This window comes from Amycolatopsis sp. NPDC004625, from assembly GCF_040609695.1.
In the GTDB taxonomy this organism is placed as follows: Bacteria; Actinomycetota; Actinomycetes; order Mycobacteriales; family Pseudonocardiaceae; genus Amycolatopsis.
Genome location: NZ_JBEXKX010000051.1, coordinates 47025 through 65296, shown reverse-complemented (window position 1 = coordinate 65296; position 18272 = coordinate 47025). Strand labels below are relative to the sequence as shown.

Below are 18272 nucleotides of genomic sequence, written 5' to 3'. Positions count from 1 at the left end.
ACCTGGCCCGGACCCTGCCGGACTACATGGTGCCCTCGGCGTTCGTGCTGCTCGGCGATACCACTCACGACGTGTTGGGGCTCAGGTTGCTGGGGCTGGGGTCGTGGCTCGTACGCGTAGTAGTTCCTCGATTGCTGCTACCGCCAGGATTGCCGCGTTTCCTTCGCCGTAGGGGTTTCCCACCTGGGCTGGGGTCAGCTCGCCTCGGAGTACGCGGGCTGCCGTGTCCGCTATCTGCTCGGTGTTCGTTCCTGCCAGCCATGCGCAGCCTGCCTGCAGCGCCTCCGTGCGCTCCGTCACCTCTCGCAGCACCACCACCGGGGTTCCGAATGTCGGGGCCTCCTCCTGGATGCCGCCCGAGTCCGTCAACACCAGGGAGGCCAGGCGTAGCGCTCGGACCAGGTCCGGGTACTCCAGGGGGTCCGTCACCGTCACCCGGGGCAAGCCGCCCAGTGCGGTCTCCACCTGGGTTCGGACCTGGGGGTTCGGGTGGGCCGGGAACAGCACCTGGACGTCCGGGTGCTCCGCCACGATCAGCTGCACCGCCGCCAGCGTCCGCTCCAGGGGCTCGCCCCAGGATTCGCGGCGGTGGGATGTCACCAGGACCAGGCGCTCGCCCGCCTCCGCGAGCTCCATCTCCAGCAATGCCAACGCTGTGTCGCGGGCGGGGAGGTCCCGGGCCGCGATCTCCAGGACCGCGTCCACCACCGTGTTGCCCGTCACCGCTATCTGTTGCCGTGCCACGCCTTCCTCGCGTAAGGCCGCCGCTGCTCCCAGAGTCGGGGCCAGGTGCAGGGACGCCAGGCGGGTCACCATCTGGCGGGCGCCCTCCTCCGGGAACGGGGCCGTCAGGTCGTGGGTGCGCAGGCCGGCCTCCAGGTGGACCACCGGGACGCCCAGCCAGAACGCCGCCAGCGCGCCCGCGAGCGTTGTCGTCGTGTCGCCCTGGACCACCAGGGCCGCCGGGGTGTGGCGGCGCAGCGTCTCGTCGAGCGCCGGCAGCAGGCCCGCCACCAGCTCCGCCTGGCCGCCGGTGACCCGCGGTGGCACGTCCAGCCACACGTCCGGCGTCAGGCCGAACGGTTCCAGGGCCTGCTCGACCATGCCCTGGTGCTGGCCGCTGTGGACCAGGACCGGCCGCAGCACCGGGTGTGCCGCCAGGGCCATGGCCAGCGGTGCGAGCTTCACGGCTTCGGGCCGCGTTCCGGCCAGCAACATCACGTCCACCCGGGGGTGCCCCTTCTCCACATAGTCGATTGTCCGGCAATTTTCCGCCGCCGGCCGCCGGCGTGCGAGGGGCACACGCCGGCGGCGCTTTCCTACTCCCGCGCCCGGGAGAGACGGCGGTTTCGGCGGTGGACGGCGATCAGGGCGACGGTCCCGAGCAGGACCAGGAGCACGCCGACGGCCAGCCACCACCCGATGTCGGCGCCGGTGGCGGCGAGGGTGCCCACCCCGCCACCGGCCACGCCGACTCCGGCGCCCGGCATCTTGTACATCGCCGACCTCGCTCAGGCCCGCGCGGAACGGCGGCGGAAGATGCGCGTGCCGACCGGGACCGCGACGGCGCCGAGCAACCCGAGCCCGATCCACAGCCCCGCACCGGACGCCAGCGGCATCGGCGGCGCCGCCGGGCCGCAGGTCGCCGACGACACGACGACGTCACCCGAGCCGAGCGCGTTCAGGCCCTCGCCGAGCAGCTTCACGTGGACAGCGTTGACCGTGAGGCTGCCGTCCTTGTTCTTGACCTGCTCGTTCAGGATGATCGTGGCGACGTTCAGCGTGCCGAGGCCGACCTTGATCTGCGTGTTCGCCGCCGGGGTCGCGTCGACCGCGCCGACGCTGCCGAGGTCGGCGCCGACCAGCTTCGTGCTGCCTTCGACGCCCTTCTGCGTCGCGGTGCAGACGGCCTCGACGAGCTTGATGCCGACGTTGCCGAGCGCCGCCTTCAGCAGGGGCAGTGTGACGTCGGCCGTGCTCGCTTTCGCCGTCACCGCACCGGAATTCTCGTCGCGCTTGGCCTCGGCGTTGACCGCGCCGGCCTTCAGGACGCCGGTGAGGTCGACCTTCGCCAGGCTGCTGCTCGTCGGGCCGGCGGTGTTCGCGGCCGCGAACGGGCCCGCCTTCACCGCGTCCTGCCCGAGCAGCTTGACGTCGACCTTGACGCCGTACGCGGATCCGTCGCCGGGGGCCGCCGAAGCGGGGGCCGCGCCGGCGAGCACGACGCTCGCCACGACCGCGGCGAGCAGCCCGCCACGGCGCACGAGGGAGCTCTTCTTCAAGGGGTCCTCCGAAATTCGCTGGATTCATCGGGGGGTGCGTGACGGCGGCGCGGATCGAACTCGCTTGCCTCGACTCGGCACGCGGATCGACTATCGCGAAGACCGCGCCGAATAGCACACGAAATTTCCCGAATCACCGGATCGGGTAAGGCTTGGCGCCGTTTTCGCAGGTCGTTTCGATATCACTCGAACGGCGTAGCAAGTTCGCGAAGACGTCAGCCGAATGGGACGGCGTTTCCACCCCTCCGGGTGGAAACGTCCGGCGCAGGTGTTCTACGCTCGCCCGTGCCCCGCAACTTGGTCGGAAAATCGGCACCGAGAGGAACGTCGTGGCGGTAGCGAGCGCTCCGAACTCAGGAATGACAAGGTTTCCGCTGGTCGTGGCGCTGGGTGCGCTCGCCGCGGCGGGCGTCGTGGTGGTGCTGGCCGAGCGCCTTTACCGCGAGCTGGAAGTGCGGCTCGCGGGCGCGATCCTCGAGGTCGTCACTACATCGGGCGTTTATGTGTCACCCGATCGGGAGTCCGTTTACTTGGGGTTGACAAGTGCTACTCCGTTCGGGTTGAGAATGACGCCGGAATGCTCGTCGGCGTTCCTTTTGCTTCCGCTGCTCGTTGTGACGATGGTCATGCTGTACTTCCGGCCGTCGAATGCGCGACGGCTCTTCTTTTCGCTCGCCATTTCGTCGCTCGTCGTCGTACTCGTGAACCAGCTGCGCATTCTCACCATCGTCGGGCTCGTGCACGGCCTCGGCACCGACGAGGGCTACTACTGGGGCCACACGCTGCTCGGCTCGATGGTCAGCGTGTTCGGCGGCGCGGTCTCGATCGTCCTGTTCGTCTGGCTCGCCACCCGGAAGAAGAAGGCATGAGCGTCAAGGTCCTCCTGGCGATCACGCAGGCGTTCGCGCTCACCATGAGCGTGGCGTTCCTGGTGTACGTCGTCGTGATCGTCGTGCCGTACCTGCGCCGCAGGCCCGGCCCGGTCGGCGACCCGGCCGACTTCACCTGGCACTTCTTCGTCCCGTGCCGCGACGAGCAGACGGTCATCCGCGAGACGGTCCGCTACCTGCGCACCACGTTCCGCCGGGCGCACGTCTGGGTCGTCGACGACGACTCGGAGGACCGCACCGCGCGGGTCGTCCGGATGCTGTGGCGGCGCCACGGCGGCTACGACCCGTACCTGCACCTGGTACCGCGCGTGCGCCCCGAGGCCCGGACCGGCAAGGGCGACGCGCTGAACGCGGCCTACCGGGCCCTCGGCGACTGGATGGGCCCGGACGCGAGCCGCGACGAGGTCGTCGTCGTGGTCGTCGACGCCGACGGCCGGCCGGCGCCGAACTGCCTGGAAGTCTGCGCGGCGGACCACCTCTTCGGCGACCCCGAGGTCGGCGCGGTCCAGCTCGACGTGTGGATGGGCAACGCCGGGACACCGCCGCCGACGCGCAACCCGCTCGGCCGCTGGTTCGGCCTCAAGCTCGCGCAGCTGCAGGACCTGGAGTTCCGGACGGCGATCGCGGCGATCCAGACGTCCCGCGGCTTCACCGGCACGATCTCGATGGGCGGCAACGGCCAGTTCACCCGCCTCACCGCACTGGACTCGATCGCGGGCGAGGCGGAAGAGCCGTGGCGCGGCTCGCTGCTGGAGGACTTCGAACTCGGCGTCCACCTGCTCACCGCGGGCTGGCGCACCGGTTTCACCCCGGATTCCCATGTGTCGCAGGAAGGTCTGTACAGCCTGCGGCGGTTCCTCGTGCAGCGCACGCGGTGGGGCCAGGGCACCATGCAGTGCGCCCGGTACCTGCGGCGGATCTGGGATTCGCCGCACGTCAGCACGCTCGGCGCGGCGGAGATGATGTACTACCTGGCCCAGCCGTGGCTGCAGCTGCTGGGCTCGCTGCTCTACCCGATCCCGTTCGTGCTGCTGGTGATCGGCACCGCGGGCGACCCGGCGCAGATGTGGACGTGGTTCACCGGCGGCGCCTGGATCCTGTTCGCCATCTACGGTTCGTTCGGCCTGCTGCCGTTCCTCGTCTGGGGGCCGATCTACCAGCTGAAGTGCCTGCGCAGCAAGAACATCCTGCGCGGCCTGGGCATGGGCCTCGCCTACGCGGCCTACATCTACACGTTCTACGTGACGTCGTGGCGGGCCCTGTTCCGGCTGGTCCGCGGGCGCAACGGCTGGGCCAAGACGCGCCGCAACACCGAACGGGCGAGCGGGGTGAAGGTCGCGCTCGACGCGTGAGCGCGACCTCCACCCCGACCGGTCAGAACGCGGGCAGGAACCGGACGTCGTCCGCCTTGACGAAGGCGATCCGGTGCCCGAACTGGATCTGGACGTACTTCAGCTTGCCCTTCACCACCACGTGGTCGGCGACGTCGAAGGTGGTCGCCCAGTAGTACTCCGAGCCGACCACGCCGCCCGACGAGTACTTCTGGCCGGCCGACAGCGTGTAGGGCAGCGGCGTGATGGCCTGGACGGTGACGTTCGCCGGGTAGGCCGCCGGCTCCGGGTAGGCGCGGCCGTACACCGGCACCGACGCGAGCCCGGCCTTCGGCGTCACGACCCAGCCGAACGCGGGCTTCGCGACCCGGGCGCCGCGCGGGTTGTGGAACCAGCCCTTCTGCCCGAGGTACCAGATCGCCGTCCAGTCGCCCCGGATCTCGGCGACGGCGTACTGCTGCCCGGTCGCGACCCGGCTGCCGACGTCGGCGACGTCCATCGTGGACGCCGTCCCCTTCGGGTGCAGGCCGATGTCGACCAGCAGCGGCGACGTCTCACTGGGCTCCGAGTGCAGCACGACGGCCTCCGAGCCGCGCGGCGCGCACGGCGTCCCCGGGCTGTCGCAGCCGGTGAAGGCGGGCTGGTTCTTCGCGAAGTCCGGGTCGATGGTGACCAGCGACGAGCCGGGCAGGCCGAACCCGCCGAGCGGCGCACCCAGCAGGTCGAAGTAGTGCGACCAGTCCCAGTAGGGGCCCGGGTCCCAGTGCATGCCGGCGATCGTCGACGGGATCGTGCCGGGGACGTTGTCGTGCCCGATGATGTGCGCGCGGTCGAGCGGGATGCCGTACTTGCGCGCGAGGTAGCCGACGAGCTTCGCGCTCGAGCGGTACATCGCCTCGGTGTACCAGGTGCCCTTCGCGGCGAAACCCTCGTGCTCGATGCCGATCGACTTCGCGTTGACGTACCAGTTGCCGGCGTGCCAGGCGACGTCCTTGGTCGGCACGTGCTGCGCGATCAGGCCGTCGCTGGAGCGGATCGTGTAGTGCCAGCTGACGTACGTCGGGTCCTGGGCGAGGTCCAGGACGTTGGCCCAGTAGCCCTCGGTGTCGTGGATGACGATGTGGTCGATCTTCTGGCTCTCGGGCCGGTTCGCGAGGTCGTGGTTGCCGTAGTCGTTGCCGGGCAGCTCCTGGTAGGGCGCGGGCACGGACTCGCAGGTGACCCGTTTCGGGCACTCGACGTTCGCCGGGTTGCTGTCGGAATGCTGCGGCAGGGTCAGGTCCGGTGTGGCTTCCAGCGTGACCTGCTGGCCGTCGTCGGTCGTCCGGGCGGTGCCGGCCTTGACGGTGTCGAAGACTTCGTCGGCGAAGGTCCGGGCAGCGTCACCGGCCGAGCCGCTGTAGCGCGCGACGGCGTCGTACCAGTTGTTGCCGGTGTTGTACTTCGCGAGCAGCGCGGCGCCGCCGCGGATGTTCTGGGTGGGGTCGGTGCGCAGCGTTCCTGCATCGGTGCGGAGCAGCTGCGCGGCCTCGTCGACGGTCTGGAGACCGGGCGGCGGGGCTGCCGGGCCAGCTTGGGGGTGAAGGGCCGGGCGGGCGTCGTCGCCTCGGGGGTCTTCGGTGCCTTCATCGTGGTGGCTGGTCGCCACGCCGGCCGCGCGCAGGTCGGTGAGGTGCATCGGGCCGTAGCCGGCCGACGTGCTGGGCGTGCCGGCGTTGGCGTCCCAGCGTGACTCCAGGTAGGAGACGCCGAGGAGGATGTTCTCGGGAACCCCGAACTCCTTCGCGGCGGCGGTGAAGTCGCGTTGGCGTTGGGAGGCGGGATCGGTCTGGGCTTGGGCCGGGGCCGCGGCGAGACCGCTTGCGAGCGTGACGGCCGCGACCAGCGCTGCCGTTCTCGGGAGTGTTCTGGTCGACATGGGCATAAACCCCCAGGGTTCAGGTGCCAGGTGTCAGAACCTAACCAGAAACTCACGCCGGAGGTAAGTGGGGTGGGGGCCGGGTTCTTCCGCCGGGTGCCGGTCCCGCTGTGGTGAAACCGCCGGTCAGGTGGGCTGCCGGGGCTTTTTCGCACGTCGGGTGGACCCTCCTTGCACGACTGGCACTCACGTGGCTAGAGTGCTAATCGCACGGCCCGAACAGCCCCGGCACCCGCGACGGCGGGGGTGGTTGAGCCGTAACCACATCCTGCCAACGCTTTCGACGACCGTGGAGGTCAACCCGGTGAGCGTGAACATCAAGCCGCTCGAGGACAAGATCGTTGTCCAGACGAGTGAGGCCGAGGAGACGACCGCTTCCGGCCTCGTCATCCCCGACACCGCCAAGGAGAAGCCCCAGGAGGGCAAGGTTCTGGCCGTGGGCCCGGGCCGGATCGACGACAAGGGCAACCGCGTCCCGCTCGACGTGAACGTCGGCGACGTCGTCATCTACTCCAAGTACGGCGGCACCGAGGTCAAGTACAACGGCGAGGACTACCTCATCCTGTCCGCCCGCGACGTGCTGGCCGTCATCAACTGACGTCCGCTCGCAGCGCATGACGCCCCGGGCCCCTGCAGAACGCCGGGGAGCGGGGCGTTCTTGCGTCCAGAGAAAGGTAAGCGGAACACGCTATGCCCAAGCAGATCAGTTTCGACGAGGACGCTCGTCGCGCGCTGGAGCGCGGGGTGAACAAGCTCGCCGACGCGGTCAAGGTCACCCTCGGCCCGCGCGGTCGCCACGTGGTGCTCGACAAGAAGTTCGGCGGCCCGACCATCACCCTCGACGGTGTCACCGTCGCCCGTGAGATCGAGCTCGCCGACCCGTTCGAGAACCTCGGCGCGCAGCTCGCCAAGAGCGTCGCCACCAAGACCAACGACGTCGCCGGCGACGGCACCACCACCGCGACCGTGCTCGCGCAGTCGCTGGTGAAGGTCGGCCTGCGCAACGTCGCGGCCGGCGCCAACCCGACCTCGATCGGCCGTGGCATCGAAGCCGCCGCGGAGAAGGTCATCGAGATCCTCAAGGCCAAGGCCACCCCGGTCAAGGGCCGCGAGAACATCGCCCAGGTCGGCACCGTGACCTCGCGTGACGCCAACATCGGCGCCCTGCTCGGCGAAGCCGTCGAGAAGGTCGGCGAGGACGGCGTCATCACCATCGAGGAGTCGTCGACCCTGGCGACCGAGCTGGTGATCACCGAGGGCGTCCAGTTCGACAAGGGCTTCCTCTCGGCGCACTTCGCGACCAACCCGGAGGAGCAGAAGGCGATCCTCGAGGACGCCTACATCCTGCTCGTTCGCGAGAAGGTCTCGTCGCTGGCCGAGCTGCTGCCGGTGCTCGAGAAGGTCGTCGAGGCCAAGAAGCCGCTGCTGATCATCGCCGAGGACGTCGACGGCGAAGCGCTGTCCACCCTCGTGGTGAACTCGCTGCGCAAGACGATCACCGCCGTCGCGGTCAAGGCGCCGTTCTTCGGCGACCGCCGCAAGGCGTTCCTGGACGACCTCGCGGTCGTCACCGGCGGCGAGGTCATCTCCGCGGAGATCGGCCGCAAGCTGGCCGACGTCGACCTCGGCGCGCTGGGCAAGGCCCGCCGCATCGTCGTCACCAAGGACGACACCACGATCGTCGACGGCGACGGCACCAAGGACGCCATCTCCGGGCGGGTCGCGCAGATCCGCAAGGAGATCGAGACGACCGACTCCGACTGGGACCGCGAGAAGCTGCAGGAGCGGCTCGCGAAGCTCGGCGGCGGCGTCGCGGTCATCAAGGTCGGCGCGGCCACCGAGACCGAGCTGAACGAGCGCAAGCACCGCATCGAGGACGCCGTGGCTTCGACCAAGGCGGCCGTCGAGGAGGGCATCCTGCCCGGCGGCGGTTCGGCGCTGGTGCACGCGGTCAAGGAGCTCGAGGGCGGCCTCGGCCTCACCGGCGACGAGGCGACCGGCGTCCGGATCGTCAAGGACGCGCTGGTGGCGCCCCTGTTCTGGATCGCGACCAACGCGGGCCACGAGGGCGCTGTCATCGTCAACAAGGTGCAGGAGCTGGGCTGGGGGCACGGCTTCAACGCCGCCACCGGCGAGCTGACCGACCTGCTGGCTGCCGGCATCGTCGACCCGGTCAAGGTGACCCGGTCCGCGGTGGCGAACGCCGCCTCGATCGCGCGTCTCGTGCTGACGACGGAGTCGTCGGTCGTCGAGAAGCCGGCCGAGGAAGAGCCCGCCGCGGCGGGCCACGGCCACTCGCACTGAGTCACACCCTGAACAGCACGAAGGGCGGCACCCCACCCGGTGCCGCCCTTCGATGTCTGTGAGCCGCTCAGCCGCCCGACATGCTGAGCGCGCGCTTGTCCGCCTTGATGAGGTGCTCGCGTTCGGACTCCGAGAGCCCGCCCCAAATGCCGTAGGGCTCGTGCACCGCCAGCGCGTGGCTGCGGCACATCTCCAAGACGGGGCAGCTCAGGCAGACCGCCTTCGCCCTGGCCTCCCGCCGTGCCCGCGCCGGGCCGCGCTCGCCGTCCGGGTGAAAGAAGGACGCGCTGTCCATCCCCCGGCACGACCCTTCGAGCTGCCAGTCCCACATGTCGGCGTTGGGTCCTGGGAGCCTGCGCGTGTCTGCCATCCTGACCGCCTCCGTCATTCGGTCGATGCCGCTAGCTGCTCTGCTGTGGTGCCGATACTCCATTCGGTGCAACGGGCGTAACGTTAGAAGCGCGCCAATAGTTGTTCAAGCGATTCGGGTCGATTCAGCCGTTAGGCATCCCCCGGATGTGTGAGCAGGGCTTTCGCCTCCGGTTGCCGACTCCGCTGGGTGCCTGGATATTGAGGCTCGTGGGAGCTGGGTCGGGCACCGAAGAACCCACCCTGCCGGTGGCCTCGGTCGCCCGCCGGCTCGGGGTCGCGCCGTCCACCCTCCGAACCTGGGACCGCCGCTACGGACTGGGCCCCAGCCGCCACACAGACGGCCGTCACCGCCGCTACGGCACCTCCGACATCGGCCGCCTCGAACTGATGCAGCGCGCGCTCCTGAGCGGCGCATCGACGGCCGAAGCGGCGCGGTACGCCCTGGAGCAGATCCCGCGCTCGGGCCCACCCCAGCCGGAGGAGCTCTCGGAACCGGCGGACGTGTCGGCGGCCGACGACGGCCTCGAGGTCCGCTCCCGCCTCGCCCGCCGCCTGAGCACGGCGGCGCTGGCCATGGACGTCGGCGCGGTCCAGCGCATGCTGGCGGACACCATCGCCGAGCTCGGCGTCCTCCCGGCGTGGACCGGCGTGATCGAGCCGGTGCTGTCGGCTCTGGGGGCGCGCTGGCGCGGCGCGAGCGCGGGGGCGGAGGTCGAGTACCTGCTGGCGGAGTGCGTGTTCGCGGCGCTCGTGCGGGCGACCCCGGTGCTCGACGAGCCGCGCAACACCCGCCCGGTGCTGCTGGGCTGCGTCCCGGACGAGCGCGACTCGATGCCGATGTACGCGCTGGCGGCCTCGCTGGCCGGACGGCGGATCGGCGCCCAGCTGTTCGGCGTCCCGCTGCCGGCCGAGGTGCTGGCGGTGGCGGTCCGCCGCAGCGCACCGGCGGCGGTGGTGCTGTGGGCGAACGGGCGAGGGGTGGCCGACACCCGGCTGTTCGCCCGGGTGTCCCGCGGACGCCAGCGCAGCCGGTTGTTCGCGTGCGGCCCGGGCTGGGACCCGGCGAGCCTGCCGGACAAGGTGGAGCTGCTGACGGACCTCCCCGGCGCGGCCGACCGCATCGAGCACGTCCTGGTCGGCGCGCGGCGGTAGTTCGATCATGTTTTTTGTCGGACCCAACCGCTAGAAAGGACGGGTGCACGAACCCGCCCTGAGGGCCGCCGCGTTCGGCGGCGATCCGCTGCCCGAGCCCGCCGTCGTGCGCGGGTCCGGCACGCCGCGGGAACGGCTGCTCGCCGCCATCGTGCTCGGCGCCCAGGGCCGGTACGCCGCCGCGGCGATGCTGCTCGACCGCCTCCGGGGCGGCGATGACCCGGTGACGGCCTCGCTCGCGGCCAGCACGCTCGCCTCGCACCGCCGGCAGCTCGGCGGCCACCGGCAGGCCCGCGCCCTCGACGGCGAGGCCTTCGCGAAAGCCGCCCACCTCGAAACCGCCCCGGCCGAGACCGGGACCGGTGCTGCGGTTGGCCGTGGCCCCGAGGCCGGAACGGGCGCTGCGGTCGGCCGTAGCTCCGAGGCCGCGACCGGCGCTGCGGTCGGCCGTGAACCCGAGACCACAGCCACAGCCACAACCTCCGCCGCGGCCGAACCCGACCCGGACGGTCTCGACGCCGCCGGCGCCCGTGCCGACGCCCTCCTCGGCCTCGCCGCCGACAACCTCGCCCTCGGCCGCCTCGCCGCCGCCCGGCGGCTTGCCGAGCGCGCCGCTGCCGAGGACTCCCGCTGGCGGGCCACCGTCCGCGGCGGCTGGGTCGGGGCCGAAATCGCCCTCGCCGCAGGTCAGGGCGCCGAGGCCGTGCCGCACGCCCGGCGCGCTTTCGAAACCGCGCGAGCGCGGGGTGCGCGGCGGCACGCCGTGAAATCCGGGATTGTGCTGGCCGTGGCCCTGCGGGCGGCCGGGGCTCCCGATCACCGGAAGATTTCGGACGACCTTGTCGGAAATGCAATGGCGGCCGCGGAGGAATGCGAACTGCTTTCACTTTCGTGGCCGGCGGCGCTCGTCGCGGCCGACCTGCGCCCAGGACACGCCGAGGAGTATCGATTCAGAGTGGCGCAGGTGTTGCACGCAGTGTTACGAAGCGCAGATCCTTGCGGGAGGAGGGTTGCGGGGGAATCACCATGGGTCCCCGTCCCGGGTGGTTGAGCCGTCGGAATGGGGTGTTCCGGCATCCGGGCTAAGAAGTTTCAAAAAAAGCCACCGGATCGTGTCAAGGTTCGGGCTAAAGCGTCCGATAGGGGAAGAGGAATGTCACCCGGCTGCAGGAAGGAAACCCCGTGACGACGGTCTTGATCTGCGACGACCGACGCAGTGTCCGTGAAGGGCTCACCCGAGTGATGTCCGCGGTCCCTGGGGTCAGTCGCATCGACTGCGTAGCGCACGGTGACGAGCTGCTGGCCCGGTACTCCCGTCAGCCCGTCGACGTCGTGCTGGTCGGGACGCAGCGCGCGGTCCCGACGGGTGTCGAAGCCACCCGGCGGCTCGTCTCGGCCAACCCCCAGGCGAACGTCATCGTCTTCGGCGCCCCGGACGACGCGGGCAGCATCGCCGCCGCGATCGCCGGCGGTGCCCGCGGCTACCTCCGCTAGGACGCGTCCCGGCCGGAGCTGGTCGCCGCACTGGCCCACACCCTGGCGAGCACCTCGGTGCCCGCGCCCCGTCAGCCGTCCGACCCGGGCGTCCAGCTGACCGAGCGCGAGCTTCAGGTGCTCCGCGGGATGAGCCAGGGCAAGAGCAACGGCCAGATCGGCCGCGAGCTCTACCTGTCGGAGGACACGGTCAAGACCCACGCCCGCCGGCTGTTCCGCAAGCTCGGCGTGCGCGACCGCGCGCAGGCCGTGGCCCACGGCTTCCGCCGCGGCCTGGTCAGCTGACCTGCTGCTCTCCCCGTTCCTGACACGGCCGGTTTACAGGTGACGACGGGCCAGGGCGCACCGCCCTGGCCCGTACCTGTGTGGTCCCCATCACATTCCGGCGCCCGCCAGGGCCGCCCGGCGGCCGATCACCGCCCGGCACCGTCCCTCCGACGGATCTCGTACCCGCGCCGCCGTCCGGTCGTTGAAACCGGTGATGCGGGCCGCGGGTCTGCACCACAATCCGTATTTCCGCGGCTACGCACGCCGCGGCGCGCCGGGGAGTACCGCGCGCGCCGCACCGGACCGGGCCGCAGGTACGGTAACTGTCACCGGTGCGCGGTGGAGGCGACCACGGGCCGGGTTCTTTGCCCACCTACACGTAACACTGGGACTGTTGTCTGCGATGGCCAATGTGGGGGATGGACTGGATGAACCGGTCGCCGCTGCTGTCGAGGGAGATCCCCAGGCAGTGGAGCGGCTGCTGGCTGCTATCCGTCCACTGGTAGTGCGGTATTGCCGCGCCCGGGTTGGCAGGCAGGAGCGATCGTTCGCTTCGGCAGACGATGTTGCGCAGGAGGTGTGTCTCGCGGTGCTAACGGCATTGCCTTCGTACCGTGACCAAGGCCGCCCTTTTCTGGCGTTCGTCTACGGGATCGCGCAGCACAAGGTGGCCGACGCGCACCGCGCGGCCGCGCGCAACCGGGCCGAGCCGGTGGCCGAAATCCCCGACGAGGTCGAGGGCGGGGTCGGCCCCGAGCAGCGGGCGCTGCAAGGTGAGCTGAACGAGCGGATGTCCCAGTTGTTGCAGGTGCTGCCGGACAAGCAGCGGGAGATCGTGGTGCTGCGCGTGGTCGTCGGCCTGTCGGCGGAGGAGACCGCTGATGCGGTGGGCTCCACCCCCGGCGCCGTCCGCGTCGCCCAGCACCGCGCCCTCGCGCGGCTGAGAAAGGTCCTGGCCGCGGAGGAGGTGATCTGAGTGACCGGTCACGAGAAGAGATTCGAGCCGGATGACGTCTTCGGCAGTGGTCTGACGGCGTCGGAGGCGGAGTTCGCCGCCGACCTGTCGGCCGTGCAGGCCGACGACGCGCTGCTCGACGCGCTCGGCGGGTCCGACCCGGCGCTGGCCGACGGTCTCGGCGACCAGGAGCTCAACGCGTTGCTGGTGGCGTGGCGAAGAGACATCGACAGCGAGCCGCTGGCCGAGCTCGTCGACGTCGACACCGCCGTACGCACCGTCAGCACCGCCGCGCTGGCGAAGCGGCACGCCTCGGGCGGACGCCGCCGCAGGCTGCTCGTCCCGGTCGCCGTCGCCGCCGCCGTGCTGGCGATCGCGTTCACCGGCACCGGGCTGGCCGCGCGCTCCGCGCAACCCGGCGACACGCTGTGGGGCCTCGCCAAGGTCCTGTACTCCGACCACACCCGCTCGGTCGAGGCGGCCGCGACCGCCAAACTCGACCTCGAGAAGGCCAACCTGGCCATCGCCGGCGGCAACCTCGACGCCGCCCGCCAGGCCCTCCAGGACGCCCAGGCCGCGCTGTCGCAGGTCACCGACGAGGAGAACCGCGACCAGCTGATGGAGCAGCACCGGCAGCTCGCCGCGCAGCTGACGAACCCGGACGCGCCGGTCCAGGGCCCGATCCAGACCTCGGTGCCGCCGGCTTCGCCGGGCGCGCCGACGAGCCCGGCCCCGCCGGCCGGCTCGGCCTCGTCCCTCCCCGGCAGCGGCAGCGGCACGACGAGCCTCCCGGGCAGCGTGACCCCCACGCCGACACCCCCGCCGCCGACCACGACCCCACCGCCGACCACGACCCCGGCACCCCCGACGACGACCGGCGCGACCGGCAACGAGCCGGGCACGCCGCGGAGCGAGTCCGCGGGCGGTACGCCGCAGGGTGTCAGCGAGACGCCGTAGTAACGGTTACGGCCCGGCAGCACGAGCTGCCGGGCGGTGGGGACACCGGCCGCAGCCACGGAAAAGCAGGCACGAAAAAGCCCTGGTGAGCAATCTCACCAGGGCTTCCTCATGTGCTCAGCAGCGCTCAGTACGCACTTTCGTTCGCCGTCACGCCGTCGGCGAACCCGCGGCAGTAGTCCCAGCTCACGTAGTCACCCGGGTTCGGGTCGTAAGCCGGCTCGTGCGGGCGCATCCGGCCGTCCGCCAGCAGCTGCTCGAGGCTGGCTCGCAGCAGGTGCCAGTCGTGGTAGTGCGGCTCGTCGCACTCGCCGCAGTCGACCACGATCCCGCGGACTCCGCGGGGCTCGAGCAGGGCCTGGTAGACCGCCAGATCCGACAGGTCGGCCAGCAGTTCGGTGCGTTCGGAGTCGCTGATCGGCTCGTCCAGCCGGTCCTCCGGGTCTCCGAAGGCGCGGGCCGGGTCGTCCGGGTCGTCCGCGAACGGGTCTGGGGGCAGGACATCGTGCGCCACGGCCTGCACGGTACCGGGCGCCCCCGCCGGCCCGCCCACCGCCCGGGGCGGGCGGCGCGCGGCGGATATCATGAGGGGAAGGCTCCGAGTCGCCACAGCGACACGCTCATCCCGCGCCAGGAAGGCCCTTCACCCGCTATGACCAGCGACGGCACCACCGCCCCCGTTCCGGCCAAGTTCGCCATGCTCGGCCTGACCTTCGACGACGTGCTGCTGCTGCCGGCCGAATCGGACGTCGTCCCCAGTGCCGTCGACACCAGCGCCCGGCTGACCCGCAACATCACCCTCGGCATCCCGCTGGTGTCCGCCGCGATGGACACCGTCACCGAAGCGCGGATGGCGATCGCCATGGCCCGCCAGGGCGGCATCGGCGTCCTCCAGCGCAACCTGCCGATCGACGAGCAGGCCGCCGCGGTCGAGGTCGTCAAGCGGTCCGAGGCCGGCATGGTCACCGACCCGGTCACCTGCGCGCCCGACGCGACCCTGGCCGAGGTCGACGCGCTGTGCGCGAAGTTCCGCATCTCCGGCGTGCCGGTGACCGACGCGTCCGGCGCGCTGGTGGGCATCATCACCAACCGCGACATGCGCTTCGAGGTCGACCACAGCCGCCCGGTCTCCGAGGTGATGACGAAGGCGCCGCTGATCACCGCGCAGGTCGGTGTCTCGGCGGACGCCGCGCTCGGCCTGCTGCGCCGGCACAAGATCGAGAAGCTGCCGATCGTGGACGGCGCGGGCAAGCTGCGCGGCCTGATCACCGTCAAGGACTTCGTGAAGACCGAGCAGTACCCGCGGGCGACGAAGGACCCGGACGGCCGGCTCATCGTCGGTGCCGCGGTCGGCGTCGGGGCGGACGGCCACCAGCGCGCGATGGCGCTGGCCGACGCGGGCGTCGACGTGCTGATGGTCGACACCGCGCACGGCCACTCCCGCGCGGTCGTCGACACGGTCGCCCTGCTGAAGAAGGAGCTGGGCGACTCGGTTGACATCGTCGGCGGCAACGTCGCGACGCGTGCGGGCGCGCAGGCGCTGGTCGACGCGGGCGCGGACGGGGTCAAGGTCGGCGTCGGCCCGGGCTCGATCTGCACCACCCGGGTGGTCGCCGGGGTCGGCGTGCCGCAGATCTCGGCGATCTACGAGGCCGACCAGGCGTGCCGCCCGGCCGGCATCCCGGTCATCGGCGACGGCGGCATCCAGTACTCCGGCGACATCGCGAAGGCCATCGCGGCCGGCGCGTCCACCGTGATGCTGGGCAGCCTGCTGGCCGGCACGGCCGAGGCCCCCGGCGACCTGATCCTGGTCAACGGGAAGCAGTTCAAGACCTACCGCGGCATGGGTTCGCTGGGCGCCATGCAGTCGCGGGGCCAGGCCAAGTCGTACTCGAAGGACCGCTACGCCCAGGACGACGTGCTTTCGGACGACAAGCTGGTGCCGGAGGGCATCGAAGGCCGCATCCCGTTCCGCGGACCGCTCGCCAACGTCGTGCACCAGCTGGTCGGTGGTCTTCGCTCGGGCATGGGTTTCACCGGCTCGGAGACGATCCCGCAGCTGCAGGAGGCGCAGCTGGTCCGGATCACCGCGGCCGGGCTCAAGGAGAGCCACCCGCACGACATCACGATGACGGTCGAGGCCCCCAACTACACCACCCGCTAGCCCGCCCGTTCGATCGTTCCGCCCTGGGTCATGGGCCGCCGGGATCGGCCCATGACCGGGGAGGGACGAACGGCGATTCCTCGGCGGTACTGCGTTCGGATTCCGTGGAGCGCGTCTCGCTCTGAGTCACGGTGACCTAGCGTGCTTACGGTGATCGGTCTATCGCCTTGCGTGGCAGTCGTGGTGTGCACTAGGACACATGACGGTCGACCGGTTCACCCGGGTGCTGCGCAAGGTGTTCTTCACGGCCGTCGCGCTCGTGTCGCTGTTCCTCGGCGGCGTGGTCTGCCTGATGTGCCAGGCGCTGGCCGGGCGTGACGCACCCACGTACCGCGTCGAGGGACACGTGACTTCGCACGAGCGCGGCGCGCTCCCGGTCGGCGGCAACGAGGACGCGATGAGCCACACCATCGCGGTCGACGCCGGCGGCAAGCAGTACCGCGTCACCGCGGTGGACCCGGGCCTGGACCTCCCGCCCGGCCAGCCGGTGACGCTCGACGTGTCGACGGCCGACGGCGGCATCGCCTACCTGCGGGCCGGCGGTGGCGTGGTCGACCTGCGCCCGGGCGTGGTCCGGCCGGTGCTGCTGATCTCGGCGGCCCTGCTCGCCCTGGGCGCGGTCTACTTCGGCGCGGTCCGGCTGAACGTCTACCCGCCGGTCGCCACCTGGCTGGCCCTCGCGCTGGGTGCGTTGCTGGCCCCGGTCGCCGTGTTCGTGCGGGTGTAGACCCCCGTGCGCGGGTCACCCACGCGGCCTAGCGACAATGGGGCACGGCAGATTGTCGTCGGCGGAGGAGGCTTCACGTGCGGGACCTGGTCGAGATCGGGATGGGCCGCACCGCGCGGCGGGCGTATGACCTCGACGACGTCGAGATCGTGCCGTCGCGGCGGACTCGGTCGTCCTCGGTGGTGTCCACCTCGTGGCAGATCGACGCCTACCGCTTCGACCTGCCGCTCGTCACGCACCCGACGGACGCGATCGTCTCGCCCGGCACCGCGGTCGCCGTCGGCGAGCTCGGCGGCCTGGGTGTGCTCAACGCCGAAGGCCTCTGGGCGCGGCACGCGAACGTCGAGGACGCCATCTTCCAGCTGGTCCGCGCGGCCGAGGACCTCGAGGACCCGACCGCGGTCGGGCGCGTGCTGCAGGAGCTGCACGCCGCGCCGATCCGGCTCGACCTGCTGACCGAGGCGATCAAGACGGTCCGCGAATCCGGCGTCACGGTGGCCGCGCGCGTCAGCCCGCAGCACGCCGCCGAGCTGACGCCCGACCTGATCGCCGCCGGCGTCGAGATCCTCGTCGTGCAGGGCACGATCATCTCCGCCGAGCACGTCCAGCGCGACGCCGAGCCGCTGAACCTCAAGGAGTTCATCGGCCGCCTCGACGTCCCGGTGATCGCCGGCGGCGTCAGCGACTACCGCACGGCGATGCACCTCATGCGCACCGGCGCGGCCGGTGTCATCGTCGGCCACGGCTACACCCCGGGCGTGACCAGCACCGACCGCGTGCTCGGCATCGGCGTCCCGATGGCCACCGCGATCATCGACGCCGCGGCCGCCCGCCGCGACTACCTCGACGAGACGGGCGGCCGGTACGTCCACGTGCTCGCCGACGGCGGCATGACGGTGTCGGGCGACATCGCCAAGGCCATCGCGTGCGGCGCGGACGCCGTCATGCTCGGCTCGCCCCTGGCCGCCGCGTCGGACGCGCCCGGGCAGGGCCTCTACTGGACGGCGGCGGCCGCGCACCCGTCCCTGCCGCGCTCGCGCGTGGCGGCCGGGCCGGACTACGCCGTCGACCTCAAGACCCTCCTGTTCGGGCCGTCGTCCGACGCGGAAGGCGTGGTGAACCTCTTCGGCGCGCTGCGCCGGGCGATGGCGAAGACGGGCTACTCGGACCTGAAGGAGTTCCAGCGGGTCGGGCTCACCGTTCGCCGGTGAGCCGCCGTAGGAACGCCGCGAAGGCGTCGGCGGAGTAGACGAGCACCGGGCGGGGTGCCGCCTCCTTGGTGTCCCGCACCCCGACGACGCCGGGTGCGGTGCCGATCTCGACGCACGCGTTCTCTTCGAAGTGGCTGTGGCTCGACTTGCGCCACCCGGTGAGCTTTCGCAGGCTCATCGTGGTGCCTCCTGGAAATGGTGTCCCGCCCGGCGGTGGGTCGCCGACGTGGACATCGAGCACCTCGGAA

General features: G+C 71.2%; 18 protein-coding genes and 1 pseudogene. 12 read left to right on the top strand and 7 right to left on the bottom strand.

What is annotated here, in order from left to right; all coding sequences use genetic code 11:
- Positions 1-81: 81 nt before the first annotated feature.
- From wecB to ABZW17_RS38905, 3 genes are all read right to left on the bottom strand, one after another.
- The gene (gene wecB, locus ABZW17_RS38915) at positions 82-1227 is read right to left on the bottom strand and encodes a UDP-N-acetylglucosamine 2-epimerase (non-hydrolyzing) (RefSeq protein WP_354825540.1); all 1146 of its coding nucleotides are present in this window, start codon (positions 1225-1227) and stop codon (positions 82-84) included.
- 92 nt (positions 1228-1319) lie between these two features.
- A complete protein-coding gene (locus ABZW17_RS38910) occupies positions 1320-1499 on the bottom strand; it encodes an LPXTG cell wall anchor domain-containing protein (protein ID WP_191315657.1) in 180 nt (59 codons plus the stop codon).
- A gap of 12 nt (positions 1500-1511) precedes the next feature.
- A complete protein-coding gene (locus ABZW17_RS38905) occupies positions 1512-2282 on the bottom strand; it encodes a choice-of-anchor P family protein (RefSeq protein ID WP_354825525.1) in 771 nt (256 codons plus the stop codon).
- A gap of 359 nt (positions 2283-2641) precedes the next feature.
- On the opposite strand from ABZW17_RS38905, the gene xrtP reads away from it, so the two are divergent.
- Positions 2642-3151: an exosortase P gene (xrtP, locus tag ABZW17_RS38900; RefSeq protein WP_354825537.1), complete on the top strand. Its 510-nt coding sequence runs from the start codon at positions 2642-2644 to the stop codon at positions 3149-3151.
- On the top strand, positions 3148-4524 hold the full coding sequence (locus ABZW17_RS38895) for a glycosyltransferase (RefSeq protein WP_354825522.1): 1377 nt from the start codon (positions 3148-3150) through the stop codon (positions 4522-4524). Before xrtP ends, ABZW17_RS38895 begins: the two co-directional genes overlap by 4 nt.
- Before the next feature lie 22 nt (positions 4525-4546).
- Here ABZW17_RS38895 and ABZW17_RS38890 read toward each other — a convergent pair whose 3' ends face one another.
- Positions 4547-6421 (bottom strand): N-acetylmuramoyl-L-alanine amidase, encoded by a 1875-nt coding sequence (locus tag ABZW17_RS38890; RefSeq protein WP_354825520.1) that lies wholly within the window; start codon positions 6419-6421, stop codon positions 4547-4549.
- Between the two features lie 304 nt (positions 6422-6725).
- Between ABZW17_RS38890 and groES the strand changes: the two genes are divergently transcribed.
- Entirely contained in the window at positions 6726-7019 is a 294-nt protein-coding gene (groES, locus tag ABZW17_RS38885; protein ID WP_004559922.1) for a co-chaperone GroES, read from the top strand.
- 92 nt (positions 7020-7111) lie between these two features.
- A complete protein-coding gene (gene groL, locus ABZW17_RS38880; RefSeq protein ID WP_354825517.1) occupies positions 7112-8725 on the top strand; it encodes a chaperonin GroEL in 1614 nt (537 codons plus the stop codon).
- 67 nt (positions 8726-8792) lie between these two features.
- Here the strand turns inward: groL and ABZW17_RS38875 are convergent, their stop codons facing one another.
- A complete protein-coding gene (locus ABZW17_RS38875) occupies positions 8793-9113 on the bottom strand; it encodes a WhiB family transcriptional regulator (protein WP_013222678.1) in 321 nt (106 codons plus the stop codon).
- Positions 9114-9304: 191 nt separating this feature from the next.
- Here ABZW17_RS38875 and ABZW17_RS38870 point away from each other — a divergent pair, with 191 nt between their 5' ends.
- From ABZW17_RS38870 to ABZW17_RS38850, 5 genes and pseudogenes are all read left to right on the top strand, one after another.
- Positions 9305-10249, top strand: coding sequence for a MerR family transcriptional regulator (locus ABZW17_RS38870; protein WP_354825513.1), 945 nt, complete (start codon positions 9305-9307; stop codon positions 10247-10249).
- A 43-nt stretch (positions 10250-10292) separates the two neighbouring features.
- Entirely contained in the window at positions 10293-11300 is a 1008-nt protein-coding gene (locus ABZW17_RS38865; RefSeq protein WP_354825511.1) for a hypothetical protein, read from the top strand.
- Positions 11301-11431: 131 nt separating this feature from the next.
- Positions 11432-12028: pseudogene (locus tag ABZW17_RS38860) on the top strand (response regulator transcription factor).
- 385 nt (positions 12029-12413) lie between these two features.
- Positions 12414-12986, top strand: a complete 573-nt coding sequence (locus ABZW17_RS38855; protein WP_026468912.1) for a sigma-70 family RNA polymerase sigma factor — start codon at positions 12414-12416, stop codon at positions 12984-12986.
- Entirely contained in the window at positions 12987-13922 is a 936-nt protein-coding gene (locus ABZW17_RS38850; protein ID WP_354825508.1) for an anti-sigma-D factor RsdA, read from the top strand.
- 127 nt (positions 13923-14049) lie between these two features.
- Here ABZW17_RS38850 and ABZW17_RS38845 read toward each other — a convergent pair whose 3' ends face one another.
- Positions 14050-14445, bottom strand: a complete 396-nt coding sequence (locus tag ABZW17_RS38845) for a DUF5319 domain-containing protein (protein WP_003073549.1) — start codon at positions 14443-14445, stop codon at positions 14050-14052.
- A gap of 129 nt (positions 14446-14574) precedes the next feature.
- Here ABZW17_RS38845 and guaB point away from each other — a divergent pair, with 129 nt between their 5' ends.
- The 3 genes from guaB (at position 14575) to ABZW17_RS38830 (ending at position 18024) form a co-directional block, all read left to right on the top strand.
- Positions 14575-16086: an IMP dehydrogenase gene (gene guaB / locus ABZW17_RS38840; RefSeq protein WP_354825505.1), complete on the top strand. Its 1512-nt coding sequence runs from the start codon at positions 14575-14577 to the stop codon at positions 16084-16086.
- Positions 16087-16285: 199 nt separating this feature from the next.
- Complete coding sequence (locus tag ABZW17_RS38835; protein WP_354825502.1) at positions 16286-16813, top strand: hypothetical protein; 528 nt, start codon at positions 16286-16288, stop codon at positions 16811-16813.
- A 77-nt stretch (positions 16814-16890) separates the two neighbouring features.
- Positions 16891-18024, top strand: a complete 1134-nt coding sequence (locus ABZW17_RS38830; RefSeq protein WP_013222686.1) for a GuaB3 family IMP dehydrogenase-related protein — start codon at positions 16891-16893, stop codon at positions 18022-18024.
- Here ABZW17_RS38830 and ABZW17_RS38825 read toward each other — a convergent pair.
- On the bottom strand, positions 18008-18202 hold the full coding sequence (locus tag ABZW17_RS38825; RefSeq protein ID WP_354825499.1) for a DUF397 domain-containing protein: 195 nt from the start codon (positions 18200-18202) through the stop codon (positions 18008-18010). The genes ABZW17_RS38830 and ABZW17_RS38825 overlap by 17 nt on opposite strands.
- Positions 18203-18272: the final 70 nt, after the last annotated feature.